This window comes from Sphaerisporangium rhizosphaerae (assembly GCF_042665155.1).
Taxonomy (GTDB): Bacteria; Actinomycetota; Actinomycetes; order Streptosporangiales; family Streptosporangiaceae; genus Sphaerisporangium; species Sphaerisporangium rhizosphaerae.
In genome coordinates this window covers 98910-123732 of sequence record NZ_JBHTCG010000024.1, presented here as the reverse complement: position 1 = coordinate 123732, position 24823 = coordinate 98910, and the positions used below count along the sequence as shown (strand labels likewise).

Below are 24823 nucleotides of genomic sequence, written 5' to 3'. Positions count from 1 at the left end.
GCGTTCCGCCGGCCACTTCGCTCACAGCGCAGGCTGCGCCGCTCATGAGCCACTCCCGATCTTGACGACGTCACCGGCCACGGCGCGCAGGTCCCGGGTGACCGAGCAGCCGGCCGAGTTGGCCGGCACCCACACGACGCGGTCGGGCAGGTCGGCCACCCGCGCGGGCAGCGTGACGGCGCCGCCCTCCGTGGTGATCGTGACCTTACCGCTGTCCAGCGCGCCGATCTCGGCGGCCGTGGTCTCCGACATCAGCGCCTCGACGGCCCGGCCCGTTCCGGCCAGGTAGGGCTCGCCGTCCTGCAGGCGGCCGGAGTCCAGCAGCAGGTGCCAGGTGGCCAGGACGGCCTCGCCCGCGGCCGGCTCGGCGTGGGCGCCGCCGCTGACGCCGGGGGCGCCCACGCGGACGCCGCGCCAGGCGCCGATGGCCGCGAGCTCGCGGCGGGCGGCGGCGGCGTCGGGCAGTCCCAGGTGGACGTCCATGTGGTCGCCGAGGGCGGCGATGGCGCGCAGGTCGCTCATCACGCCCGGCACCTCGATGGCCCGCTCGAAGGAGCGGCCGCGGCCCTCCCAGTCGACGAACGTGCCGCTCTTCTCGGTGACGGCCGCGATGGGCAGCACGACGTCGGCGCGGTCGGTGACGGCGCTGGCGCGCATCTCCAGCGAGACCACGAACGGGGTGTTCTCCAGGGCGGCGAGCGTCGCCTCGGGGTCGGCCAGGTCGTAGGGGTCCACGCCGCCGACGACCAGCGCGTCCAGCTCGCCGGTGAGCGCGGCGGCGAGGATGGCGCCGGTGTCGCGCCCGGGGGCGTCGGGCAGGCCGGCGACGTTCCAGGCGCGGGCGATCTCGGCGCGGGCGGCCTCGTCGGAGACCGGGCGGCCGATCGGCAGCAGGTTCGGCATCGCGCCGGCCTCGACGGCGCCGCGCTCACCGGCCCGGCGGGGCACCCAGGCGAGCCGGGCGCCGGAGGTGGCGCTCAGCCGCAGGACGGCGGACAGGGCGCCGCGGGAGGTGGCGATCCGCTCGCCGACCATGATGACCGTGCCGGGCTGCTTGAGCGCCTCGGCGGCGGCGGAGGCGCCGGAGATCAGCTCGCCCAGGGCCTCGGCCTCGGCGCCGGGCGTCGTGCGCACCAGCGTGCCGCCCATCTTGGCCAGGCCGGGGGTGGCGAACGGGGCCACGGAGAAGACCTTCACGCCGCGCTTGCGCCACGCCTTGCGCAGGCGCAGGAAGACCATCGGCGACTCCTCCTCGGGCTCGAACCCGACGAGCAGGACGGCCGGGGCCTTCTCCAGGTCGGCGTAGGAGACCTCGATGCCCTTGCCCGCCACCGCGTGGGCCAGGAACGCCGACTCCTCCTCCGACAGGGGGCGGGCGCGGAAGTCGACGTCGTTGGTGCCGAGCGCGACGCGCGCGAACTTGGCGTAGGCGTAGGCGTCCTCGACGGTCACCCGGCCGCCGACCAGCACGCCGGCCTTGCCGCGCGCCCGGGACAGGCCCTCGGCGGCGGCGGTCAGGGCCTCGGGCCAGGAGGCGGGGCGCAGGTAGCCCTCGGCGTCGCGGACCAGCGGCGTCTGCAGGCGGTCGGGCTCGGTGGTGTAGGAGAAGGCCCACCGGCCCTTGTCGCAGTTCCACTCCTCGTTGACCTGCGGGTCGTCCACGGCGAGGCGGCGGGTGACCCGGCCGCGGCGGTGGTCGGTGCGCAGCTCGCAGCCGCTCGCGCAGTGCTCGCAGGCGCTCGGGGTCGACACCAGGTCGAACGGCCGGGCGCGGAAGCGGTAGGCGGCGCCGGTGAGCGCGCCCACCGGGCAGATCTGGATGGTGTTGCCGGAGAAGTACGACTCGAACGGCTCGCCGTTGGCGACGCCGACCTGCTCGGCGGCGCCGCGCTCGAAGAAGTCGATCAGCGGGTCGCCGGCGATCTCATCGGAGAAGCGGATGCAGCGGGCGCACTGGACGCAGCGCTCGCGGTCGAGCAGCACCTCGGTGGACAGCGGGATGGGCTTCTCGAAGGTGCGCTTGCTCTCGTGGAACCGGGACTCGCCCTGGCCGTTCGACATGGCCTGGTTCTGCAGGGGGCACTCGCCGCCCTTGTCGCAGACCGGGCAGTCGAGCGGGTGGTTCATGAGCAGCAGCTCCATGACCCCGCGCTGGGCCTTCTCGGCGACCGGCGAGGTGAGCTGCGTCTGCACGACCATGCCCTGGGCGACCTCGATGGCGCAGGACGGCTGCGGCTTGGGGAAGCCGCGGCCGTTGCCGGCGTCGGTGATGTCCACCAGGCACTGGCGGCAGTTGGCCGCCGGCTCCAGCAGCGGGTGGTCGCAGAACCGCGGGATCTGGATGCCCAGCAGCTCGGCCGCCCGGATGATCAGCGTGCCCTTCGGGACGGTGACCTGGAAGCCGTCGATGGTGAGGGTCAGCATGTCCACCGGCTGCTCGACCGGCCCTGCCGAGGATGTCTGAACGGTCATGCGGAGGCCCCCCACACGGTGGACGCCGCCCGGTCGAACGGGCATCCGCCGATCTCGAAGTGCTTGAGGTATTCGTCGCGGAAGTGCTTGACCGACGAGTGGATCGGGCTGGTCGCGCCGTCGCCGAGAGCGCAGAACGATCGGCCGAGGATGTTGTCGGCGATGTCGGTGATCGTGCCGAGGTCCTCTTCGGAGCCCTGGCCCTTCTCCAGCCGCCTGAGCACCTGCTTGAGCCAGTAGGTGCCCTCGCGGCAGGGGGTGCACTTGCCGCAGGACTCGTGCGCGTAGAACTCGGTCCAGCGCAGCACGGCGCGGACCACGCAGGTGGTCTCGTCGAAGATCTGCAGCGCTCGGGTGCCGAGCATGGACCCCTTGGCGCCGACCGACTCGAAGTCGAGAGGCACGTCCAGGTGCTCGTCGGTGAAGATCGGCGTGGAGGACCCGCCCGGCGTCCAGAACTTCAGCCGGTGGCCCTCCCGGACGCCGCCCGCCATGTCCAGCAGCTCGCGCAGGGTGATGCCCAGCGGCGCCTCGTACTGGCCGGGGCGGGTGACGTGGCCGCTCAGGGAGAAGATGCCGAAGCCCTTGGACTTCTCGGTGCCCATCGAGGCGAACCAGTCGGCGCCGTTGGCGACGATGCTGGGAACGCTGGCGACCGACTCGACGTTGTTGATGACGGTGGGACACGCGTAAAGACCCGCGACCGCGGGGAAGGGGGGCTTGAGACGGGGTTGGCCTCTGTAACCTTCCAGCGAGTCGAGCAGGGCGGTCTCCTCGCCGCAGATGTAGGCGCCCGCTCCGCTGTGCACGACGAGCTCCAGGTCGTAGCCGGAGCCGAAGATGTCGGTGCCGAGGTAGCCCTTCTCGTACGCCTCGCGCACGGCCGCCTGCACGCGGCGGATGACGTGCAGCACCTCGCCGCGCACGTAGATGAAGGCCTGGTTGGCGCGGATGGCGTAGGCGGTGATGATGACGCCCTCGACCAGCGAGTGGGGGTTGGCCATCATGAGCGGGATGTCCTTGCAGGTGCCCGGCTCGGACTCGTCGGCGTTGACCACCAGGTAGTGCGCCTTGCCGTCGCCCTGCGGGATGAAGCCCCACTTCATGCCGGTCGGGAAGCCGGCGCCGCCCCGGCCGCGCAGGCCGGAGTCCTTGACCGCCTTGATGATGGCGTCGGGCTCCATGCCCAGCGCCTTCTTGGCCGCGGAGTACTCGCCGTAGCCCTGGAGGGTGAAGGAGTCCGCCCGATCCCAGTTCGCGGTGAGGACCGGAGTCAGAGTGGTCATTCCGAGGCCCCCTTCGGTGCCGTCCAGCCGTTCGCCTTGGCGATCTTCAAGCCCTCGAGCGAGGGGCCGGCGGCCGAGGGGCCGTCGCCGGCCTGGCCGTCGGGCAGGCCCGCGAGCACGCGCGAGGCGTCCTTGAACGAGCACAGGCGGCCCGGGCCGCGGGTCGGCGTGACCTCCTTGCCGGCGCGCAGGTCGTCGACCAGCCGCTTGGCGGTCTCGGGGGTCTGGTTGTCGAAGAACTCCCAGTTGACCATCATGACCGGCGCGAAGTCGCAGGCCGCGTTGCACTCGATGCGCTCGAGGGAGACCTTGCCGTCGGCGGTGGTGTCGCCGTTGCCGACGCCGACGTGCTCGCTGAGCTCGTCCCAGATCTGGTCGCCGCCCATGATCGCGCACAGCGCGTTGATGCAGACGCCCACGTGGTACTCGCCGGCGGGCTTGCGCTTGTACATCGTGTAGAACGTCGAGACGCCCACGACCTCGGCCTTGCTCAGGCCGAGCATCTCGGCGCAGAACTCCTGACCGGCGTCGGAGACGTAGCCGTCCTCCGCCTGCACCAGGTGCAGCAGCGGCAGCAGCGCCGAGCGGGTCTTCGGGTAGCGCCCGATGATCTCTTTCGCATCGCGTTCGAGACGCTCGCGGACTTCCGGCGAATAAGTCGTCACCGGTCCACACCTCCCATGACCGGGTCGATCGAGGCGACCGCGGCGATGACGTCGGCGACCATGCCGCCCTCGCAGGTCGCGGGCACGGCCTGCAGGTTCGTGAACGAAGGGTCGCGGAAGTGTACGCGATAGGGGCGGGTGCCCCCGTCGCTCACGACGTGGGCGCCGAGCTCGCCGCGCGGCGACTCCACCGGCACGTACGCCTGTCCCGCCGGGACCCGGAAGCCCTCGGTCACCAGCTTGAAGTGGTGGATGAGCGCCTCCATGGAGCTGCTCATGATGTGGGCGATGTGGTCGGGCGAGTTGCCGAGGCCGTCGGGGCCGAGCGCGAGCTGCGACGGCCAGCCGATCTTCTTGTCCTCGATCATGACGGGCTTGCCCTTGAGCTCCGAGCCGGACAGCCGGTCGAGGCACTGACCGATGATCTTGAGGGACTCCTCCATCTCGGCCACGCGCACCAGGTAGCGGCCGTAGACGTCGCAGGTGGTCTCGGTGGGGACCTCGAAGTCGTAGGTCTCGTAGCCGCAGTAGGGCTGCGACTTGCGGAGGTCCCACGGCAGGCCCGCCGCCCGGAGCATGGGCCCGGTGATGCCCAGGGCCATGCAGCCGGTGAGGTCGAGGTAGGCGACGTCCTTGGTGCGCCGGGTGTAGGCCGGGTTGGCGTCCAGCAGCTTGCGCATCTCCTTGATGCGGCCCGGCATGACCTTGAGGAACTCGCCGATCTTGTCGACGGCGCCGGCGGGCAGGTCGACCGAGACGCCGCCCGGCCGCACGTAGGCCATGTTCATGCGCAGGCCGGTGATGTACTCGAACAGGTCGAGCACCATCTCGCGCTCACGGAAGCCGAACAGCATCGGCGTGGTCGCGCCGAGCTCCAGGCCGAAGGTCGCGATGGCCACCAGGTGGGAGGAGATGCGGTTGAGCTCCATCATCATGACCCGGATGGTCTGCGCGCGCAGCGGCACGCGCTCGGAGATGCCGAGGAGCTTCTCGACCGCCAGGCAGTACGCCGTCTCGTTGAAGATCGGCGAGAGGTAGTCCATGCGGGTGACGAACGTGACCCCCTGGGTCCACGTCCGGAACTCCATGTTCTTCTCGATGCCGGTGTGCAGGTAGCCGATCACCGTGCGGGCCTCGGTGACGGTCTCGCCGTCGAGGGTCAGCACCAGGCGCAGCACGCCGTGGGTCGAGGGGTGCTGGGGGCCCATGTTGATGACCAGGCGCTCTTCGGACGACTCGGCGACCGCGTCGACGACCTGGTCCCAGTCCTGCCCGTTGACGTTGTAGACCCGGCCCTCGGCGACGTCCTGCTCGTCCCGGGCGGTCTCACCGTCGTGGATGGCGGTCATGCGTACGACCTCCTGTTGTCCGGCGAGGGGATGGTGGCGCCGCGGTACTGGACCGGGATGCCGCCGAGCGGGTAGTCCTTGCGCTGCGGGTGGCCGTCCCAGTCGTCGGGCATCTCGATGCGGGTGAGGGCCGGGTGGCCGTCGAAGACGATGCCGAAGAAGTCGTAGGTCTCGCGTTCGTGCCAGTCGTGCGTCGGGTACAGCGACACCGTGGACGGAATATGCGGATCTGCGTCGGGGCAAGAGGCTTCGACCCGAATGCGCCGGTTGTGGGTGATCGAGCACAGGTGATACACCGCGTGCAGTTCGGCGCCGGTCTCGTCGGGATAGTGCACGCCCGAGACGCCGAGGGAGAGCTCGAAGCGCAGCGCCAGATCGTCGCGCAGGTGGCGCATGACCTCCACCAGCCGCTTGCGCGCGACGTGGACCGTCAGCTCGCCGCGGTCGACGACCACGCGCTCGACCATGCCCTCGAAGGCGTCCCCCGCCGCGCTCTCGAGCGCGTCGGCCACGTCGTCGAAGTAGCCGCCGTAGGGCCGGGCGCTCGACAGCTGCGGGGCCCGGCGCACGACCAGGCGGCCGTATCCGGAGGTGTCACCGGAGTCGGAGGCGCCGAACATGCCCCGGCGGGCGATCGGCTCCTCGGGCACTCCGGGAAGGTTGTCAGTGCTCATTTCGAGGTCCCCTGATCGATGAGCGGAAGCGACCGCAGAGCCCGCAGTTCCAGCTCGTCGATCTGCTTGGCGCGGTGGGCGCCGAACTTCATGTTCTGGATCTTGTCGTGCAGCTTGACGATCGCGTCGATGAGCATCTCGGGGCGCGGCGGGCAGCCGGGCAGGTAGATGTCCACCGGCACGACGTGGTCGACGCCCTGCACGATCGCGTAGTTGTTGAACATGCCGCCGCTGGACGCGCACACGCCCATGGCGATGACCCACTTGGGCTCGGCCATCTGGTCGTAGATCTGGCGCAGCACCGGCGCCATCTTCTGCGACAGGCGCCCGGCCACGATCATCAGGTCGGCCTGGCGGGGGGACGCCGAGGCGCGCTCCATGCCGAACCGGGCGAGGTCGTGGTTGGGGCCGCCGGTGGCCATCAGCTCGATGGCGCAGCAGGCCAGGCCGAACGTGGCCGGCCACACGGAGTTCTTCCGCGCCCACCCGGCCGCCTGCTCCACGGTGGACAGGATGAACCCGCTGGGCAGTTTCTCTTCGAGACCCATCTCAGTGCTTCCTCTCGCGCGCCTCCGGCACGCTGCCTCTCAGTCCCAGTCCAGGCCGCGGCGACGCCACACGTAGGCGTAGGCGACCAGCACGGTGACGATGAACAGCACCATCTCGACCAGCCCGAAGACCCCGAGCTTGTCGAAAGCGACCGCCCACGGATAAAGGAAGATGATCTCGATGTCGAACACGATGAAGAGCATCGCCGTGATCATGTACTTCAGGGGGAACCGGCCGCCGCCCACGGGCTGCGGGGTCGGCTCGATGCCGCATTCGTAGGCGTCGAGCTTGGCGCGGTTCCAGCGCTTGGGGCCGGTGAAGGGCGCGATTCCCACGGAGAAGACGGCGAAGCCCGCCGCGAGAACCGCGAGCACCAGGATCGGCACGTACAGTTCCATCGCTTATGCGTCCCCTCTGAGCGCTGTGGCTTTCTTCGATCGGTTGACGAGTCTAGGCAGGGCGATCATCGATCTTCGTTCCGGGTGCTGGGTCATGCCGGCGGCGTGACCTTGGACAGGGCGTTGATGACCCGGTCTGTCGCATCGCCCCGCCGGTCCGTGAGATTAGCAAGGAGCTTGAGAGCGATTCGCATCAGAGTGGGATGTGGCAGACCGTGCCGCGTGAGGAACCCCATGACGCCCGGCTTGCCGATGGCCTCGACGAACAGCCGTCCCAGGGTGAAGTAGCCGCCGTAGACGTCCTTGAGGGTCTCGGGGTAGGCGCGCAGCGCCCGCTCCCGCTGCGCGGGGGTCAGGCCCGACAGGGCCGTGGCGATCGTGTCGGCGGCGATGCGCCCGGTCTCCATGGCGTAGGCGATGCCCTCGCCGTTGAACGGGTTGATCATGCCGCCGGCGTCGCCGACCAGGACCAATCCCCGGGTGTAGTGCGGCTGGCGGTTGAAGGCCATCGGCAGCGCGGCGCCGCGGATCGGCCCGGTCATGGTCTCCTCGGAGAACCCCCACTCGGAGGGCATGTTCTTCACCCAGCGGCGCAGCAGGTCGCGGTAGTCCAGGTGCTGGAACGCCTCGCTGGTGTTGAGCAGGCCGAGCCCGACGTTGCTGGTGCCGTCGCCGACGCCGAACACCCAGCCGTAGCCGGGCAGCAGCCGCGCCTGGCCGTCGTCGCCGGTGTCCCATAGCTCCAGCCACGACTCCAGCCAGTCGTCGTCGTGGCGCGGGCTGGTGAAGTAGGTGCGCACGGCGACGCCCATGGGACGGTCGTCGCGCCGGTGCAGGCCCATCGCCAGGGACATCCGCGTGGAGTTGCCGTCGGCCGCGACGACCAGGCGCGAGCGGTAGGTGACCTGCTCGCCGTCCTTCTTGGCGGTGACGCCGACGACGTGGCCGCTGCGCTCGTCAAGGACGGGCCCGGTGACGTTGACGCCCTGCAGAACGGTGGCGCCGCCGCGCTCGGCGTGCCCGGCGAGGATCTCGTCGAAGTCCATGCGGGTGCGCACGAGGCCGAAGTCGGGATAGCTCGACAGCTCGGGCCACGGCAGTTCGAGGCGCAGGCCACCGCCGATGACGCGCAGCCCCTTGTTGCGGATCCACCCCGGGGCGTCGATGTCGACGCCCATGTCGATCAGCTCTTTGACGGCGCGTGGGGTGAGGCCGTCCCCGCAGACCTTCTCGCGCGGGAAGCGCGTCTTCTCGAGCAGCAGCACGTTCAAGCCGGCCTGTGCGAGATAGAAGGCCGTGGTCGAACCCGCGGGCCCGGCGCCGACGACGATGACGTCGGCATCCGCCGCGGGGACTGACTCGCTCACGGGACCTGTCCTGTCGTGGATGTCGAGGGCCTTGGGATCGGGGCCTTCGTTCCTTTGTGAACTACTTCACAAACTTGTCGGCGGAAGTCTAACCCTTTTTCCCTGCCCGCTGTCAGATGGAGCTTACCTACTCATCCGCGGTCGGCTTAACCGCCCTGTGCAAGGCCACCACACCCAGGGACAGATTGCGCCACTGGACGCCCCGCCACCCGGCCTCGGCCACCAGCCGGGCCAGGGCCGGCTGGTCAGGCCAGGCGCGGATCGACTCGGCGAGGTACTCGTAGGAGTCGGGGTTGGAGCTCACCACCCGCGCGACCGGCGGCAACAGCTTCATCAGGTACTGCGTGTAGACCAGCTCGAACGGCTTGACCGTCGGCCGGGAGAACTCGCACACCACCAGCCGCCCGCCCGGGCGGGTCACCCGCAGCATCTCGCGCAGCGCATCGACGGTGTCGTTGACGTTGCGCAGGCCGAAGGAGATCGTCACCGCGTCGAAGACGCCGTCGGCGAATGGAAGTTTCAGCGCGTCGCCCCCGATGAACGTCACGCCGCGCACCCCGCCGCCGGCCAGGCCGGAGCCGCCGTGCCGGGCCGCGCCCGTGCGCAGCATGCCGAGGGAGAAGTCGCACGCGATGGCCCGCGCGCCGAGGCCGGTGAAGGTGTCGGTCGAGGTGCCGGTGCCCGCGGCCAGGTCGAGGACGAGCTCGCCGGGGCCGGCGTCCACCGCGGCGGCGGTCGCCTTGCGCCAGAGCCGGTCCTGCCCGAGGGACAGCACGTCGTTGACCAGGTCGTAGCGCCGGGCCGTGCGGTCGAACATCGCCGCGACCTCGTGCGGCCGTTTGTCCAGGGAGGCACGCGTCATGGCGACAAGCTTAGTGGGCATGCACGCATCCACCCGAAGTAGTCACCCGGTCACGCTACGTCTGCTAGGACTTGGTGGATGTCCGCCCGAATGTCGACCCGGAGGTCGACCGCAATCGCCGCCCCGCTGCTCGCCGGGGCCCTCGTCCTCATCTCCCCGGGCTTCCCCGCCTCCGCCGGCGGGGTGGCCCAGCCGCGCGTGGTGTCGGCCGACCCGGTGAACTCCACCCCGCACGTGCTCGACGGCATCGTCAACGCCTTCGCCCTCGTCGGCGGCACCGTGGTCGTCGGCGGCTCGTTCAGCCAGGTGCGCGACGCCGGCGCCGCCGGCCGGCTGCCGAGGAGCAACCTGTTCGCCTTCGACCTCGCCACCGGGCGGGTCGAGCGCGGCTTCGCCCCGCGCGTGGACGGCCCGGTGACCGCGCTGGCCGCCGGCCCCGACGGCACGGTGTACGCCGGCGGCTCGTTCGTCTCGGCGGGCGGCGCCCCCGCGCGCGGCCTGGCCCGGCTCAGGGTCGCGGACGGCGCGCCCGTTCCAGGCTTCTCGGCCCCGGTCAACGGCGGCGAGGTCACCAGCCTCGTCCTCCACGACGGCCGGCTGTACGTGGGGGGCGACTTCACCGGCATCGGGCGCACCCTGCGCACGGCCCTGGCCAGGGTGGACCCCGCCACCGGCGCGGTGGACCCGTCCTTCACCGTCACCCCCGGCGGCGGGCTCGGCGGCGAGGTGAAGGTCTCCGCGATGGCCGCCGCCCGCGACCGGCTGGCGGTGGACGGCTCGTTCACGACCCTGGACGGGCGGCGCCGCCCGCAGGTGGGCCTCATCGACATCGCCGCCGCGCGGCCGTCGGTAACCGACTGGCACACCGAGTCCTACTCGGCCGCGTGTAAAGAGGTGTTCCCTTCTTACGTGCGGGGGCTGGATTTCTCACCTGACGGGCACTATTTCGTCGTCGTGACGACAGGAGGCGCCAAGGGCTCGCGCAAGCTGTGCGATTCCGCGGCGCGCTTCGAGACCTATTCTCGCGGCGACGGCGTCCGGCCCACATGGGTCAACCACACCGGCGGCGACTCTCTGTACTCGGTGGCCGTCACGGGGGCCGCGGTCTACGTGGGCGGCCATCAGCGCTGGCTGAACAACCCGCGCGGCTCCGACTCGGCGGGGCCGGGCGCGGTGGCGCGGCCCGGCATCGGGGCGATCGACCCCGCCACCGGCAAGGCGCTCGCGTGGAACCCCACCCGTGAGCGGGGCATCGGCGTCAAGGCCTTCCTCGCGCACACAGGCGGCCTTCTGGTCGGAAGCGACACCACGCACCTCGGACACGAGTACCATGCCCGAGTCGGCATGTTTCCGCTCCCTTAGCCCCTGCGGCCCTTGCTGATCTGCTCACTCACCGCGTCCCGCTGCTTGGACAGCAGCACGTAGCTGGCCACGCCGCTGATCACGAAGCTGATCACGATGAGCCACAGGACGTTGTGGAGGCCGATCAGGTAGAGCACACCCAGGGTGACGGCGAACAGACCCAGCCGTGACGCGGTGTAAACGAGAAACGGTCGCACGACGTCGAGGTTACGTCACGTGCCGGTGGGGGCCGTCAACGGCCGCCCTGGACGGGGGAGCCGATTTCGGGCACGGAGCTTTACAGTGCTCACTTCGCATCGGGAGCGAGCACTGCTAGTGTTCCCATCACGGCGCTTATGTAAAGAAACACCCACGAGCGCCCCAAAGAGGCTCTATCATATAACAAACGGGCAGTCAGCTGATAACAACCCGTGATCATTGGATGTAAATCGCGGATATATCAGTTTTCGCTCGGCAAACTGGATACCTGTCCGCCCGCTTCAGGACGCGGGATGCGAGGGGGAGAGATTGTGGAGAGTAGCAGCGAGCGCCTGCTGACCCCCGGAGAGGTTGCCGCCCTCTTCCGGGTCGATCCAAAAACGGTGACACGCTGGGCGGCAGCAGGCCGTATCAGCAGTATCCGAACCCCCGGAGGGCACCGGCGTTTCCGCGAGTCGGAGGTGCACGCTCTCCTGCGTGGCGAGGAAGTCCTCACGGCCGAACGGCCGAGCGGCGACTCACCGCGTGTTTGACGTGGCGGCGAGAGACCGCCGGGCCCGGCGCGTGTCGCGGGGCACGGTGAACTCGAGCCTCACCATGCACCATCGGTGATCCTGCGTGCCCCCCGGAAGCCGCAGGGTCACTGTTCTTTTTGGGTCGTGCCTTTACTGCAATTTCGGGCCCGATCTTCCAGGCGTTCTCCGCACGGACCCCGTTCCCACAGGGACGGCGTTCTCCGCGCGGTACGGCGTTCCCACCCGGACTCGCGCCCGCACGCCGGCGCGGCCCCGCGCCTTGCCATTCAGGCGCGCGGCCCGCGCTCAACGATCGGAGCCCGCCTGCGACTCCTTGAAGGCCAGGAACTCGCGCTCAAGGTCGTCGTTCTCCTCCCGCCAGCGCCTGCGCCGGTCGGCCTCCTGCTCCTCGGTGATCGACTCCGGCAGCCACCGCGCGTACTCGGGGTCGCCCGGATCGAGCTCGACATAGGCATTGCCGATCAGCCGGCCGTCGTCGCTGGTCAGGCTGCGCGGTATCCGCAACGTTCCGTCGGCGAGCCGGATGACGTACATGGCGGACCACCTAGATTCCGTAGCGCCGGTTGAAGAAGAGCATGACATTGAGCGCGGCGCGCGTGTCTCCGTTGAGCATGTCCACCAGCGCCGGCCGCTGCCGGGAGGCGATGGCGGCGAAGGCGTCGGCGAAGAACTCCTTACGGCCGAGGCCGCCCGGCTGCTTGTGGAACGCCGAGGCGAACATCGGCGCGCACTCGTCGTACAGGGCGGCGAACTCCGCCGAGTCCGACACCCACTCGCCCGGCGCGGAGTCGATGTCGTCCAGGGCGTGGCCGGTCTCGTGCATCATCACGTCGGGCGTCGGCGACGGCCGGTCGCCGACCACGATCTTGCGGTCGCCGTAGGCGCCCGCGCAGACGTCCCAGGTCGCCTTCCCCGACGGCAGCGGCGCGCCCCGCAGATAGCCCATGTCGTCCAGATCGGGGACCCCGCCGGGCCCGACGTAGATGCCGTCGAGTCCGACCGCCAGAAGGGCTTTCAGCCGCTCGGGGAGCCGGGCCAGGCTGTCGACCGCCCGGACGACGTCGGCCGAGGGCGGCCCCTCGGCGGCGTCCCACTGGCGGTACAGGATCTGCTCCAGTGGCCCGCAGTGCTTGAGCCCGTCACCCCGGTCGGGCGTGTCAGGGGAGTTCGGCTGCGCCAGCGGCGGCTCGTCGTCGAGCTCGAAGTCGCGCCAGATGTACTGCGGCCGGTCGACGACCGGGGCGGTGACGGCCCCCGCGGCGTCGACGGGCGGGCGGTCCCCCGCCCAGAAGGAGTCGCCCCTGCTCTCGCGGCGCCCGGCCCTGCGCCCGCCGGCGGAGTCGCCGCGCCCCTCGCGGAAGGACTCGGCCCGCCCGCCCTCGCGGCGGTCGGAGCGTCCCTCGCGCGCGGAGTCGGCGCGGTCGGCGTCGGCGGACTCGGCGGCCCCCTCACGGGGAGCCTCACCGCGGAAGGCGTAGGACCCCCGCTGCCGCCAGCGCGGGCCCCGGCGATGGCGTCCCTTGTCGCCCGGGAACGCCGTCAAAGCCGCGCCCAGGGCGCCCGGGCCAACGCGAGCATCGGCACACCTCTCCCATCCCGCGAAGCGTGGTCACGGTCCACCGTACGTCGGGGCCGCGCGGGAGTCACCAGTAATGTCCGACGGCGATCGATCGACGGCCGCGTGAACCCGAGCTGGACACGATCTCCCGTGGGATGGCATACCCTGCGGACATGCCTAGCGTGCTTCTTGGCCTGGCGCTGTTAGCCTTCTGGCTCTACTGCCTCTTCGACGTGATCACCACGCCGGAGGGCGACGTGCGGAACCTGCCCAAGCTCCTGTGGGTTCTCATCGTCGTCCTGCTGGTCGACCTGGGCGGTGTGTTGTGGCTGCTCCTCGGCCGACCACTGAGCCAGCAGGCCGTCCAGCGGCAGCGCACCGGCCGTCCCGGCCCTCGCCCCTCCGCGCCCCGTGGCCCCGACGACGACCCCGACTTCCTCCGCGACCTCGACCGTCGCCTCCGCCGAGACGACGACTGACACCCGCCCCGCGGGCCCTTCGAGAGACGACCGCAGAGCTCCCGTGCCGGCGGTTTCCGGCACGGGAGAGCGCCCCCTAGGGGGCCGCGAGGCGGTCAGGGGAGGCTCAGGGGCCAGGCGGGCTCAGCCGGTCAGGGCACCTGCGCGTAGGAGTGCAGACCCGACAGGAAGATGTTCACGCCCACCAGATTGAACAGCAGGCAACCGAACGCGACGAGCTGGATGATCACCGCGGCCCGTCCCCGCCAGCCGGCCGTGGCCCGGGCGTGCAGGTAGGCCGCGTAGGCGATCCAGGCGATGAACGACCAGACCTCCTTGGGGTCCCAGCCCCAGTAACGCCCCCACGCCTTGTCGGCCCACAGGGCGCCGGCGATGACCGCGAACGTCCAGATCGGGAAGGCGATCACGATGGCGCGGTGCGCCACCCGGTCGAGCTCGGCCCGGCCGGGCAGCCGCGAGGGGCCGTCCCCGCGCGTGAGGTACAGGATGCCCGCGACGCCCGCGAGGATGAACAGCCCGCTCGCGCAGATCGCCGCGGTGACGTGGATGGCGATCCAGTAGGAGTTCAGGGCGGGCACCACCGGGCCGGCCTGCACGTGCAGGTAGCGGACGGCGAAGCCCAGTCCGAGCGCCGCGGCGAGCGAGACGAACGCGCCGAGGAAGCGCACCGGCTGGCGCGCCTGCATGACCAGGAACGCGGTGACCGCCGCGAAGCAGATCGCCACCACGAACTCGTACATATTGCCCCACGGCCAGCGGCCGACGGCCAGGCCGCGGGTGATGATGGCGCCGAGGTGCGCGACCCAGCCGAGGCCGCTCAGCGCGACCGCGACGGTGGCGGCCCGCGCCGCCCACGCGGGCGGCGCACCGCCCGCCGGACGGTCCTGCCGGTCGCCTGAGCCGCCGTCCGGGGCCTTTGAGGCGTCCGAACCGTCCGCGGCGTCCGTGCCGCCGTCCGCGGGACGGTCCAGCGTCTGGACGGCGCCGGCCGTGACGGCGACCTTGGCCTGCGCGCCACGCCCGGCGGCGACCGGCCGCCCGGCGCCACGGCCGCGGCCGAAGCCGAGGTCGAGCGCGTAGCCGATCATGGCGAACACGTACAGCAGGACGGTGGCCAGGATCAGCTGGTCGCTGAGCGTGGCGAGCCCCGCGTTGACGTCAGTGGGCATCCTTGACTCCTTGCGGCGAGGCGGCCTTGCCGGCCTCGGCTTCTTGCGGCGGCGCGGCGGCGCCGTCCCCCGCCTCCCGCGGCGGGGCGGGGCGCTCCGTCCGCGGGCCGTGCGGCGGGTCGTCCGCACCGCCCTGTGGGCCCCGCAGGGCCGTGACGATCTCGGCGAACTCCTCGGCGAACCCGGCGTCGCCGCTCTCGGTGCGGGTCAGCCCGCCGACCTCCACGGTGGCGGCCTCGTCGCCGGCCTCGCCCACCCGCGCCCAGACGCGGCGGCGGCGGACGGTGAGCGAGAGCACCAGCCCCAGCACGGCCAGCCCCGCCGCCAGCAGCGCCGGGAGCCGTCCGGGGTCGTAGGCGACCTGCAGGCTGATCCACTCGCGCACGCCGGTGAGCTGGATCGAGCCGGCGCCGCCGGGCAGCGGCAGGGTGCCGCCGACCGCGAGGGGCTTGGTCGAAAGGCCCATGACCAGAGGCTTGAGCTTCTTGGTGTCGAGCTGGTACACCGACTGCGGGCGCCCGGAATTCATGCCGAGGTCGCCGGAGAAGGCGAACACCTGGGCCGTCGGGTTGGCCGCGCCCGGGAAGACCGAGACCCAGGAGCCGTCCTGCGCCGGGACGGTCGTCGGCAGGAACCGCACCAGGAAGCCGAGCTGCTGCGGCAGGGCGTCCGGCACCTTGATCACGCACTCGGAGGTGTAGGTCACCTGGTCGGCGGTCAGGCACGGCACCGGCCCCTCGAAGGCCACCTGCCCCTTGCCGTCGAGCACCTTGAACACCGGGGCGTACCCGTGCCCGAGCAGGTAGGTCTGGGTGCCGTTGACCTCCAGCGGCTCGTTGACCCGCAGGTCGTAGGGCCGCTCGGGCGCGCCCGGGCGGTCGGACACCGCGAGCCGCGCCGAGAAGTCCAGCGGCTGGCCGCGGCGTTCGCCCGAGCCGACGTAGGTCGCCTGGAAGTCGCGCAACGTGAAGGAGAACGGCTCCAGGGAGTCCGGCGAGACCCGCTGGCCGGGGATGTACCGGTCGTAGGCGGCCACGGTGTTGGCGAAGCCGTTGCCCTCGACCACCAGCACGTTGCCGCGGTAGCCGTACAGGCCGCCCGCGCCGACCGCGACCAGCAGGACCAGCAGCGCCGCGTGGAACAGCAGGTTGCCGGTCTCGCGCAGATAGCCCTTCTCGGCGGCCACCCAGCCCGGCCCGGTGACGGTGCGGAAACGCCTGGCGCGCAGCGTCCGGGCGAGGGACTCCACCGTGGCGCCGCCGGCCTCGAACGAGGCGTGCTGGGGGAGCCGCGACAGGTTGCGCGGCGCCGCGGGCGGTTCGCGCCGCAGCTCACGCAGGTGGGCCGCCGCCCGCGGGATCACGCACCCGGCGAGCGAGATGAACAGCAGCAGGTACGTCGCCGCGAACCACGGCGAGGTGAACACGTCGAACAGCCACAGCCGGTCCAGCCAGGCCGCGGCGCCGGGACTGTCCTTGAAGTACTGCGCGACCTTGTCGGGGCTGATGGACCGCTGCGGGTAGATCGACCCGGGCACCGAGGCCAGCGCGAACAGGAACAGCAGGATGAGGGCGGTGCGCATCGAGGTGAGCAGCCGCCAGGCCCAGCGCAGCCAGCCCACCGGTCCGAGCCCCGCCGGGCGGGCCGGCTCGGCCTGGATCTGTTCGGTCGTCGTCATCAGATCACCGGCTCGAATCCGCCGACCCAGCCCTGCAGGCCGGCGATGACCTGGCCCCACAGGCCGGTCACCAGCAGCACGCCGACGACGACGAGCATGGCGCCGCCGAGCCGGGTGATCAGCCGCGAGTGGCGGCGCACCGCCGTGAACGTCTGGATGGCCTTGCGGTAGGCGAGCGCCGCCAGGACGAACGGCAGGCCCAGCCCCAGGGCGTAGGCGAAGGCGAGCACGGCGCCGCGCACCGCGCTGGCCTGGTCGAGGGAGAGGGTGAGCACGGCCGACAGCGTGGGGCCGATGCACGGCGTCCAGCCCAGGCCGAAGACCACGCCGAGCAGCGGCGCGCCCGCGATGCCCGCGGCGGGGAAGCGATGGATGCGCACGTCCCGCTGCAGGCCCGGCAGCAGGCCGAGGAAGGCGAGGCCCAGCACGATCGTCAGCGCGCCCAGCACGCGGGTGATCACACCGGCGTTGCCGAGCAGCAGGGACCCGAGGCCCCCGAACAGCGCGCCGCCGGCGACGAAGACCAGCGAGAAGCCCAGGACGAACAGGGCGCTGCCCGCCACCATGCGCCCCCGCCGGGGGTCGCCGCTCATGCCGGTGACGTAGGACAGGTAGCCGGGCACCAGCGGCAGCACGCACGGCGACAGGAACGACACCAGGCCTGCGGCCAGCGCCACCGGCAGGGCGAGCAGCAGCGAGCCCGCCATGACCGTGCCCGTGAAGCCGCTCACGGCGCACCCCGCCGGGCGGGGCGCGCGGCGGCGCGGCGGCTACTTCTCATCGCTGACCTTGGTCACCACGTTCATCAGATCGGAGTAGTGGACCTCTCCCAGCGCCCGCGCGGCGACCCGGCCCTGCCGGTCGAGCACGAGGGTGGAGGGGATCGCCGCCGGGTTGACCATGCCGCGGAAGGCCAGCGCGACCTTGCCCGGCTGGTCGTACAGGCTCGGGTAGCCGGGCTGCTGGGTGCGCTGGAAGGCCAGCGCCTGCGCCTTGTCGTCCTTGGAGTCCACCCCGAGGAACTGCACGCCGCGAGCCTTGGTCTTGGCCGCGACGTCCTTCAGGACCGGGGCCTCACCACGGCAGGGCCCGCACCAGGAGGCCCAGAAGTTGAGCACGACGACCTTGCCCTTGTGGTCGGCGAGCGCGGTCGCGGCGCCGTCCAGGGTCTGGCCCTCGATGGCCGGGGCCGCCTGCCGCTCGGCGGCGGGCACCACGCGCATGCTGCCGTCGCCGGCGACGAAGCGCGTGTCGCCGGACTGCGGCTGCGAGGAGGACCCCTGGCCGCCGGCGCATCCCGCCAGCGCCGCCGCGACCAGCAGCGCGGTGACGAAGGCACGCGACCTCGAGGACCTGGTGGACACCGTGGACACGGAGCAGGGTCTCCTTGTACTACAAGAGGTAGAGCTTCAAACCCTACCCAGCGCACCGCACGCCCTCGAAATCGGGGCACGGGGCGCGCGGACGTCCGGCTAGCGCCGCTTGGGGGCGCCGAGCGACCCGGAGGGCTTCACGAGCGAGGCCGCCGGCTCGCTGTAGCCCACGCTCGCCAGCCGGTCGCCCTCGAAGGTGAAGCTCGTCAGGCTCGCCAGGGCGCACTGGCGGCGGCGCGGGTCGTGCCAGAGCCGCCGGCCCTCGGCGGCCAGCCGGATCACCCAGATCGGGAGCTGGTGGCTCACCATCACCACCTCGTGGCCCCTGCCCTCGGCGCGGGCGGCGTCGATGGCCGCGCGCATGCGCCGGACGATCTCGACGTACGGCTCGCCCCAGGACGGCCGGGCCGGGTTCCACATGTGCCGCAGGTTGCGCGGCGCGCGGAACATGCCGCCGAGGACGTGGCCCTGGAAGAGGTTGTCGGCCTCGATCAGCCGCTCGTCGGTCCTGATCGGCAGGTCGAGGGTCTGCGCGATCGGGGTCGCGGTCTCCTGCGCCCGTTCGAGGGGGGAGCTGTAGAGCACGGTGATGTCGCGGCCCGCGAGGGCCTTGGCCACCAGCTCGGCCATGGAGCGGCCGTTCTCGGAGAGGTGGTATCCGGGCAGCCTGCCGTAGAGCAGGTTCTGGGGATTGTGCACCTCTCCGTGCCGGAGCAGGTGGACAACGGTGCTTTCAGTCATGACGGACACCAGACTACTGGTCCGGCCTCAACGCGCCATGCCGAGCCGAACCCGGCGTGGCCCGGCGTGCCCGGCGTGGCCCGGCGCCGCGGGGGCGCCCGCCGTCAGGAGGCAGCCGGGTGGAGCCCGCCCGCCTCGGCCGGGGACGGCCCCGCCGCCTGGCCGGAGTCGCCGGAGACCGGCACCAGCCCCGGCGGCGGGGCCATCTGCCGCAGCACCTCCACGGCCGCGCGGATCGCCGGGCGGCGGGCCGCGTCCGTGCGCCACACGGCGTAGATGCGCCGGGTGGGACGGGGCCTGATCGGCACGATGGCGACCTGCGCCGGGACGTGGTCACGGCCGAGGCGCGGCACGATGGCGCAGCCGTGGCCGGCCGCCACCAGCGCCGTCTGCGTCGGGTACTCGTCGGCCATGCAGGAGAACTCCGGCTCCAGCGACGCCGTGCGCAGGGTGAACACCAGCCAGTCGTGGCAGACCGTGCCGGGCGAGGAGCTGATCCACCGCTCGCCGTGCAGCTCGGCCAGGTCGATCTCGCGGCGGCCCGCGAGCGGGTGGGAGGCCGGGAGCACCACGTCGGCCACGTCGTCGAGCAGCGAGGCCCGCGACAGGCCCTCGGGGATCGCCATCGGGCGGTTCAGCCAGTCCTGCACGATGGCGAGATCGAGCTCGCCGCGCGACACCTCGCGGATCTGCCGTTCGGGCTCGCGCTCGTGGAGCACCAGGTCCAGGTCGGGATGGCGCTGCTTGAGCTCGCTGAGCGCCCCGGGGAGCAGCCCGCGGGCGGCCGTCGGGAAGGCGGCCATGACCAGCCGCCCGACCACCGCCCCGCGCAGCGCCTCGAAGTCGGCCTCGGCGGTCTCGACGAGCGCGAGGATGCGCTCGGCGTGCTCGGCGAGCAGCCCGGCGGCGTCGGTGAGCTTGACGCCGCGGCCGCTGCGCTCCATGAGCCGGGCCCCGGTCTCGCGCTCGAGCTTGGCGATCTGCTGAGAGATGGCCGAAGGCGTCACCATCAACGCCTCGGCCGCGGCGCCGACCGACCCGTACACCGACACCGCGTGCAGCGCCTTCAACCGATGGAGATCGAGCATAAAGCGATGCTAAATCATCCGGCCGGAAAATGGCGCTCACACTGAACCGCGGCGCTCCACGCAACGGGACTCTCCGCGTAACGGGACTCTCCGCGTAACGGAGCGCCCGGCGTGACCAGGCGCTTCGCGAACGCGCGCGGGGTCATTCCGCGAACGCGCCGCGTCGTTCCGCGGAGGCGCCGCCGGGTCAGCCCGCGGAGGCTGCCGCGGCCGCCTTGGCCGCGGCGGGCAACGCCTCGGCCACCCGGGTCACCGCCTCCTCGTCGTGGGCGGCGGACAGGAACCACGCCTCGTACGCCGACGGCGGCAGGTAGACGCCCTGGTCGAGCATGGAGTGGAAGAAGGCGCGGTAGGCGGCGGTGTCCTGGGTGCGCGCCCCGTCGAAGTCGGTGACCGGGGCATCGGTGAAGAACACCGAGAACAGGTTGCCCGCCCGCTGGAGCCGGTGCGGCACCCCGGCGGCGGCCAGCGCGTCCGACGCCGCCCGCCCGACGATCAGGGCGGCCGCGTCGACGCGGTCGTAGACCTCCTCGTCACAGGCTCGCAGCGTCGCCAGCCCGGCCGCGCAGGCCAGCGGGTTACCCGACAGGGTGCCCGCCTGGTAGACCGGCCCCTCGGGCGCCAGGCGGCTCATGACCTCGGCGCGCCCGCCGAACGCCGCCGCCGGCAGACCGCCGCCCATGACCTTGCCGAAGGTCATCAGGTCGGCCTCCACCGGCGCCAGGCCGTACCAGCCGGCGTCGGTGACCCGGAAGCCGGTGAGCACCTCGTCCACGATGAGCAGGGCGCCGTTCGCCGTGCACAGCTCGCGGAGCAGCTCGTTGAACCCCGGGGCGGGCGGCACCACGCCCATGTTCGCCGGGCACGCCTCGGTGATCACACAGGCGATCTCGCCGCCGTACGCGGCGAACGCCTCGCGCACCGCCTCGGGCGAGTTGTAGGGCAGGACGATGGTGTCGGCGGCGGAGGAGCCCGTGACGCCCGGAGTGTCGGGCAGGCCGAAGGTCACCACCCCCGACCCCGCGGCGGCGAGCAGCGCGTCGACGTGGCCGTGGTAGCACCCGGCGAACTTCACCACGCGCGAGCGCCCGGTGAACCCGCGCGCCAGCCGCACCGCCGACATGGTGGCCTCGGTGCCGGAGCTGACCAGGCGGACCTTCTCGACCGGCGCGACCCGGGAGACGATCTCCTCGGCCAGCTCCACCTCGCCGCGCGTCGCGGTGCCGAAGGACGTGCCGCGCGTGAGGGCCTGCGCGAGGGCCTCGACCACGGCGGGGTGCCGGTGGCCGAGGATCATCGGGCCCCAGGAGCACACCAGGTCGACATAGCGGTTGCCGTCGGCGTCCACGATGTACGGGCCCTCGCCGGACTCCATGAACCGGGGCGTGCCGCCGACGGCGCCGAAGGCGCGCACCGGGGAGTTGACGCCGCCGGGCACGACGGCACGGGCGCGCTCGAACAGGTCCTCTGAGATCTTCGTACGGCTCACGCGTCCAGGTTAGTCCCCGGCGGCGCCGGCCCTCGGCGAGCCCCGTGGACGCCGGCGGGGGCCGCTCGCGGCGAGGGTCACTCGGCGGCGTCGGCCAGCCGGTCGAGGACGTGGAGCGGGTCGGGCAGAGGCCGGCCGTCGGGCGGGCGCAGCCAGCGGGCGTGCGAGCCGTCGGCCAGCGACGACGGCGGGGCCAGGACGTAGCTGTCGCGGCAGTGCCAGCGCAGGCCCGGGGTGTCCTCGATCGTCTCGGGGGTGTGGTCGAGATGGCAGGACCACCACTCGTCCTCGTCCTCGGGGGCGCCGCGCGTGGCCACATAGAAAAGGACCCGGTCGCCGTTGGCGGCGACCGGGCCCGTGGTGAAGTTCGCGGCGTCCATGGCGGCGAGGGCGCTCTGGCCCGCCGTGGCCGGCACGTCGAAGACGTCGAACACCCTGCCGGTGGGGAGGATCACGTTCGCCTCGGGGTTCTGCTCCCACCATCGGGTGAGCAGCGCGGCGTCGGTGGTGGCCATCATCTTCCAGGCCGGGGAGATCGGGTGGACGCCCGGGTCGGGACAGCCGACCCGGTCACACGAGCAGGCGCGCGCGCCCTCGCGTAGCGGGTGGGCGCCCATACAGCTCGCCCAGCCCATCTCGGCGTACTCGAGCACCGAGGTGATCGCGTGTGCCTTCGCATGAGATCGCGCTCGCCTTTTCGCCCGGCGAGCCGCCAGCGGTACCCCCACCATCGTGTTCCTCCCCCACCCCTGCCTTTCACCGATGATGCACGATGGCGGCCGCCCAAGGTGAGCCGACCCCCGGAAAATGGCCCGTCAGGATAGTCTCCTGGCCACTTCGGTAGCCCAATAGGTGAGGATCATGTCCGCACCGGCGCGCCGGATGGCGATCAGCGACTCCATGATGATGCGGTCGCGGTCGATCCAGCCGTTGGCCGCCGCGGCCTCCACCATGGCGTACTCGCCGCTCACCTGGTAGGCGGCGACGGGCACCTCCACGCTGTCGCGCACCTGGCGCAGAATGTCCAGGTAGGCCAGCGCGGGCTTGACCATGACGGCGTCGGCGCCCTCGGCGAGGTCCAGGCGCACCTCGCGCAGCGCCTCGCCCACCGGCCCCGCCGGGTCCTGCTGGTAGGCGTTGCGGTCGCCGAACTGCGGAGCGCACTCGGCGGCCTCCCTGAACGGCCCGTAGAAGCCCGAGGCGTACTTGGCCGAGTAGGCGAGGATCGGCAGCCCCGAGAAGCCGTCGGCGTCCAGCGCGGCGCGGATGGCGCCCACCTGGCCGTCCATCATGCCGCTCGGCGCGATGACCTGCGAGCCGGCCCTGGCCTGGGCCACGGCCACCGAGGCGTAGCGCTCCAGGGTCGCGTCGTTGTCGACCTCGCCCGCGGCGGTCAGCACGCCGCAGTGCCCGTGGTCGGTGAACTCGTCCAGGCAGGTGTCGGTCATCACCACGACGGCGTCGCCGAGGTCGGCGCGCAGGTCGGCCACGGCCTTCTGGACGACGCCGTCCGGGTCGTCGCCGGCCGAGCCGCGGGCGTCCTTGACCTCGGGGATGCCGAACAGGATGAGGCCGCCCACGCCTGCCTCCGCGGCCTCGTGCGCGGCCTTGCGCAGCGAGTCGCGGGTGTGCTGGACCACGCCCGGCATCGACGAGACCGGCTGCGGCTCGGTGACGCCCTCCTTGACGAACATCGGCAGCACCAGCTCGGCCGGGTGCAGCCGGGTGCCCGCCACCATGCGCCGCATCGCCGGGCCGCTGCGCAGCCTGCGGGGCCGCGCGACGGGGAACTGCGCGTCGGTCATCTCATCTCCCACTCACCAGGCCGGTCTCGGGGACCCGCGCGCACGCGTCGACCTGGGGATCTCGGCTACGTCGGCGGCCCGGCCAGGCCGCCGGTCACTTGGCCCTCCGGCGGGCGCCCCTCCGGGTCTGCGAGGGCCGCCGGGGAACGTCGCCGGCGGCGAGGGCCGCCTGGCGCTGCTTGGCACCGTACTCGGCCAGGGCGGCCGCCAGTGCCGAAGCCGAAGGATTGTCGGCCATGATGTCCACGCGCAGGCCGAACTCCTCGGCGGTCTTGGCGGTCTGCGGCCCGATGACCGCGATGACCGTCACGTTGTGCGGCTTGCCGGCGATGCCGACCAGGTTGCGCACGGTGCTGGAGGAGGTGAACAGCACGGCGTCGAAGCCGCCGCCCTTGATCGCCTCGCGGATCGGCGCGGGCGGCGGGGCCGCCCGGACGGTGCGGTAGGCCGTGACGTCGTCGCACTCCCAGCCCAGCTCGGTGAGCCCGGCGATGAGCGTCTCGGTCGCGATGTCGGCGCGCGGCAGCAGCACGCGGTTGATCGGGTCGAGCATCGAGTCGTACGGGGGCCACTCGGCGAGCAGCCCCTCGGAGGAGTGCTCGCCCACCGGAACCAGGTCGGGCTTGACGCCGAACTCCACCAGCGCCCTGGAGGTCGCCTCGCCGACCGCCGCGACCTTGAGCCCGGCGAACGCCCGCGCGTCCAGGCCGTACTCCTCGAACTTCTCCCTGATCGCCTTGACGGCGTTGGCCGAGGTGAAGGCGACCCACTCGTAGCGGCCGGTGACCAGGCCCTTGATGGCGCGGTCCATCTGCTGCGGGGTGCGCGGCGGCTCCACGGAGATCGTCGGCACCTCCTCGGGCACCGCGCCGTACGAGCGGAGCTGCTCCGACAGCCCGGCGGACTGCTCCTTGGTGCGCGGCACCAGGACCCGCCAGCCGAACAGCGGCTTGTTCTCGAACCACGACAGCCGGTCACGGGTGGCGACGGCGTCGCCGACGACGATGATCGCGGGCTCGGCGATGCCGGCGTGCTTGAGGTCGGCGGCGAGCCGGCCGAGCGAGGAGACCACGGTGTACTGCTCGGTGGTGGTGCCGCTCTGGGTGACCGCGACCGGCGTGCCGTCGGGCCTGCCCGCTGCCATCAGCGCCTTGGCGATCGGGACCGCCTCGCCGATGCCGTTGTAGATCACCACGGTGCCTGGGGCGGCGGCGTGGACCGACCAGTCGTCGACCCGCGCGGCGTCCACGACGCGGAACTCCGGCACCGCCACGGCGGGGGCGATGCCCGCGTAGGTCAGCACGGCCGTCGCGGGCGGCACGCCCGGCACGATCTCGAACTCGACGTCGGCCTTGGCGCACGCCGCGACCTCCTCCGACACCGAGGAGAAGAAGCCGGGGTCGCCGGCGCACAGCCGCACGACGTTGTACCCGGCCTTGGCCTCCTGCACGGCCTTGAGCGACACCGCGCCCATGTCGTCGGAGACGTCAACGACCTTGACGTCGTCGCGGCAGTGGCGCAGCAGGCCGCCGTAGGCCTCCTTGTCGAGCACGACGACGTCGGCCCGCGACAGCAGGTCGGCGCCGCGCAGGGTCAGGAGGTTCTCGTCCCCCGGCCCGGCGCCCACGAACGCCACGAAACCGGCGCGACCCCGGGCGTCGCCGTCACGGCCGCCCGTGGCCCGCGGCGCCCCCGTGGCCTCCGCGGTGCCGGGCTCGGTGGTCT

25 protein-coding genes are annotated in these 24823 nt (G+C 72.1%); 3 read left to right on the top strand and 22 right to left on the bottom strand.

What is annotated here, in order from left to right:
* Positions 1-42: 42 nt before the first annotated feature.
* The 9 genes from ACFQSB_RS28660 to ACFQSB_RS28620 all read right to left on the bottom strand — a co-directional run bounded on the left by ACFQSB_RS28660 (position 43) and on the right by ACFQSB_RS28620 (position 9622).
* Positions 43-2472 carry an NADH-quinone oxidoreductase subunit G gene (locus ACFQSB_RS28660; RefSeq protein WP_380829992.1) on the bottom strand — a complete coding sequence of 810 codons (2430 nt, stop codon included), beginning with the start codon at positions 2470-2472 and terminating at the stop codon, positions 43-45.
* Positions 2469-3758 carry an NADH-quinone oxidoreductase subunit NuoF gene (nuoF, locus tag ACFQSB_RS28655; RefSeq protein ID WP_380829991.1) on the bottom strand — a complete coding sequence of 430 codons (1290 nt, stop codon included), beginning with the start codon at positions 3756-3758 and terminating at the stop codon, positions 2469-2471. The genes ACFQSB_RS28660 and nuoF overlap by 4 nt, the downstream gene beginning before the upstream one ends.
* Positions 3755-4423 (bottom strand): NADH-quinone oxidoreductase subunit NuoE, encoded by a 669-nt coding sequence (gene nuoE, locus ACFQSB_RS28650; RefSeq protein WP_354837836.1) that lies wholly within the window; start codon positions 4421-4423, stop codon positions 3755-3757. Before nuoE ends, nuoF begins: the two co-directional genes overlap by 4 nt.
* The gene (locus ACFQSB_RS28645) at positions 4420-5772 is read right to left on the bottom strand and encodes an NADH-quinone oxidoreductase subunit D (protein ID WP_354923212.1); all 1353 of its coding nucleotides are present in this window, start codon (positions 5770-5772) and stop codon (positions 4420-4422) included. Before ACFQSB_RS28645 ends, nuoE begins: the two co-directional genes overlap by 4 nt.
* On the bottom strand, positions 5769-6446 hold the full coding sequence (locus ACFQSB_RS28640; RefSeq protein WP_380829989.1) for an NADH-quinone oxidoreductase subunit C: 678 nt from the start codon (positions 6444-6446) through the stop codon (positions 5769-5771). Before ACFQSB_RS28640 ends, ACFQSB_RS28645 begins: the two co-directional genes overlap by 4 nt.
* On the bottom strand, positions 6443-6994 hold the full coding sequence (locus tag ACFQSB_RS28635; RefSeq protein WP_354837830.1) for a NuoB/complex I 20 kDa subunit family protein: 552 nt from the start codon (positions 6992-6994) through the stop codon (positions 6443-6445). Before ACFQSB_RS28635 ends, ACFQSB_RS28640 begins: the two co-directional genes overlap by 4 nt.
* 39 nt (positions 6995-7033) lie before the next feature.
* Positions 7034-7393 carry an NADH-quinone oxidoreductase subunit A gene (locus ACFQSB_RS28630; protein WP_036325316.1) on the bottom strand — a complete coding sequence of 120 codons (360 nt, stop codon included), beginning with the start codon at positions 7391-7393 and terminating at the stop codon, positions 7034-7036.
* A gap of 92 nt (positions 7394-7485) precedes the next feature.
* The gene (locus ACFQSB_RS28625; protein ID WP_380829988.1) at positions 7486-8760 is read right to left on the bottom strand and encodes a geranylgeranyl reductase family protein; all 1275 of its coding nucleotides are present in this window, start codon (positions 8758-8760) and stop codon (positions 7486-7488) included.
* Positions 8761-8887: 127 nt separating this feature from the next.
* Positions 8888-9622: a demethylmenaquinone methyltransferase gene (locus ACFQSB_RS28620; protein WP_354837826.1), complete on the bottom strand. Its 735-nt coding sequence runs from the start codon at positions 9620-9622 to the stop codon at positions 8888-8890.
* Between the two features lie 78 nt (positions 9623-9700).
* On the opposite strand from ACFQSB_RS28620, the gene ACFQSB_RS28615 reads away from it, so the two are divergent.
* Positions 9701-10984, top strand: coding sequence for a delta-60 repeat domain-containing protein (locus ACFQSB_RS28615; protein WP_380829987.1), 1284 nt, complete (start codon positions 9701-9703; stop codon positions 10982-10984).
* Here the strand turns inward: ACFQSB_RS28615 and ACFQSB_RS28610 are convergent.
* The gene (locus ACFQSB_RS28610) at positions 10981-11181 is read right to left on the bottom strand and encodes a DUF4229 domain-containing protein (RefSeq protein WP_354837822.1); all 201 of its coding nucleotides are present in this window, start codon (positions 11179-11181) and stop codon (positions 10981-10983) included. The genes ACFQSB_RS28615 and ACFQSB_RS28610 overlap by 4 nt on opposite strands.
* Positions 11182-11475: 294 nt before the next feature.
* Between ACFQSB_RS28610 and ACFQSB_RS28605 the strand changes: the two genes are divergently transcribed.
* On the top strand, positions 11476-11715 hold the full coding sequence (locus tag ACFQSB_RS28605) for a BldC family transcriptional regulator (protein WP_189165217.1): 240 nt from the start codon (positions 11476-11478) through the stop codon (positions 11713-11715).
* A 288-nt stretch (positions 11716-12003) separates the two neighbouring features.
* Here ACFQSB_RS28605 and ACFQSB_RS28600 read toward each other — a convergent pair whose 3' ends face one another.
* Together ACFQSB_RS28600 and ACFQSB_RS28595 are read right to left on the bottom strand one after the other, a co-directional pair.
* Positions 12004-12252 carry a hypothetical protein gene (locus tag ACFQSB_RS28600; protein WP_354837820.1) on the bottom strand — a complete coding sequence of 83 codons (249 nt, stop codon included), beginning with the start codon at positions 12250-12252 and terminating at the stop codon, positions 12004-12006.
* A 10-nt stretch (positions 12253-12262) separates the two neighbouring features.
* A complete protein-coding gene (locus ACFQSB_RS28595) occupies positions 12263-13261 on the bottom strand; it encodes a hypothetical protein (protein WP_354837818.1) in 999 nt (332 codons plus the stop codon).
* A gap of 188 nt (positions 13262-13449) precedes the next feature.
* Between ACFQSB_RS28595 and ACFQSB_RS28590 the strand changes: the two genes are divergently transcribed.
* A complete protein-coding gene (locus ACFQSB_RS28590) occupies positions 13450-13755 on the top strand; it encodes a PLDc N-terminal domain-containing protein (RefSeq protein WP_354837816.1) in 306 nt (101 codons plus the stop codon).
* 131 nt (positions 13756-13886) lie between these two features.
* Here ACFQSB_RS28590 and ccsB read toward each other — a convergent pair whose 3' ends face one another.
* From ccsB to ACFQSB_RS28540, 10 genes are all read right to left on the bottom strand, one after another.
* Positions 13887-14924: a c-type cytochrome biogenesis protein CcsB gene (gene ccsB / locus ACFQSB_RS28585; protein WP_380829985.1), complete on the bottom strand. Its 1038-nt coding sequence runs from the start codon at positions 14922-14924 to the stop codon at positions 13887-13889.
* Entirely contained in the window at positions 14914-16602 is a 1689-nt protein-coding gene (gene resB / locus ACFQSB_RS28580; RefSeq protein WP_380829984.1) for a cytochrome c biogenesis protein ResB, read from the bottom strand. Before resB ends, ccsB begins: the two co-directional genes overlap by 11 nt.
* Positions 16602-17309, bottom strand: coding sequence for a cytochrome c biogenesis CcdA family protein (locus ACFQSB_RS28575; RefSeq protein ID WP_354923335.1), 708 nt, complete (start codon positions 17307-17309; stop codon positions 16602-16604). The genes resB and ACFQSB_RS28575 overlap by 1 nt, the downstream gene beginning before the upstream one ends.
* 63 nt (positions 17310-17372) lie before the next feature.
* Positions 17373-17975, bottom strand: coding sequence for a TlpA family protein disulfide reductase (locus ACFQSB_RS28570; RefSeq protein ID WP_380829983.1), 603 nt, complete (start codon positions 17973-17975; stop codon positions 17373-17375).
* Between the two features lie 99 nt (positions 17976-18074).
* Positions 18075-18716, bottom strand: coding sequence for a histidine phosphatase family protein (locus tag ACFQSB_RS28565; protein WP_380829982.1), 642 nt, complete (start codon positions 18714-18716; stop codon positions 18075-18077).
* A 104-nt stretch (positions 18717-18820) separates the two neighbouring features.
* The gene (locus ACFQSB_RS28560) at positions 18821-19804 is read right to left on the bottom strand and encodes a LysR family transcriptional regulator (protein ID WP_380829981.1); all 984 of its coding nucleotides are present in this window, start codon (positions 19802-19804) and stop codon (positions 18821-18823) included.
* A gap of 187 nt (positions 19805-19991) precedes the next feature.
* On the bottom strand, positions 19992-21293 hold the full coding sequence (gene hemL, locus ACFQSB_RS28555) for a glutamate-1-semialdehyde 2,1-aminomutase (protein WP_380829980.1): 1302 nt from the start codon (positions 21291-21293) through the stop codon (positions 19992-19994).
* A 77-nt stretch (positions 21294-21370) separates the two neighbouring features.
* On the bottom strand, positions 21371-22024 hold the full coding sequence (locus tag ACFQSB_RS28550; protein ID WP_354837803.1) for a bifunctional DNA primase/polymerase: 654 nt from the start codon (positions 22022-22024) through the stop codon (positions 21371-21373).
* Positions 22025-22108: 84 nt separating this feature from the next.
* Entirely contained in the window at positions 22109-23098 is a 990-nt protein-coding gene (gene hemB, locus ACFQSB_RS28545; RefSeq protein ID WP_380829979.1) for a porphobilinogen synthase, read from the bottom strand.
* A 94-nt stretch (positions 23099-23192) separates the two neighbouring features.
* Complete coding sequence (locus ACFQSB_RS28540) at positions 23193-24725, bottom strand: bifunctional uroporphyrinogen-III C-methyltransferase/uroporphyrinogen-III synthase (protein WP_354923332.1); 1533 nt, start codon at positions 24723-24725, stop codon at positions 23193-23195.
* Positions 24726-24823: the final 98 nt, after the last annotated feature.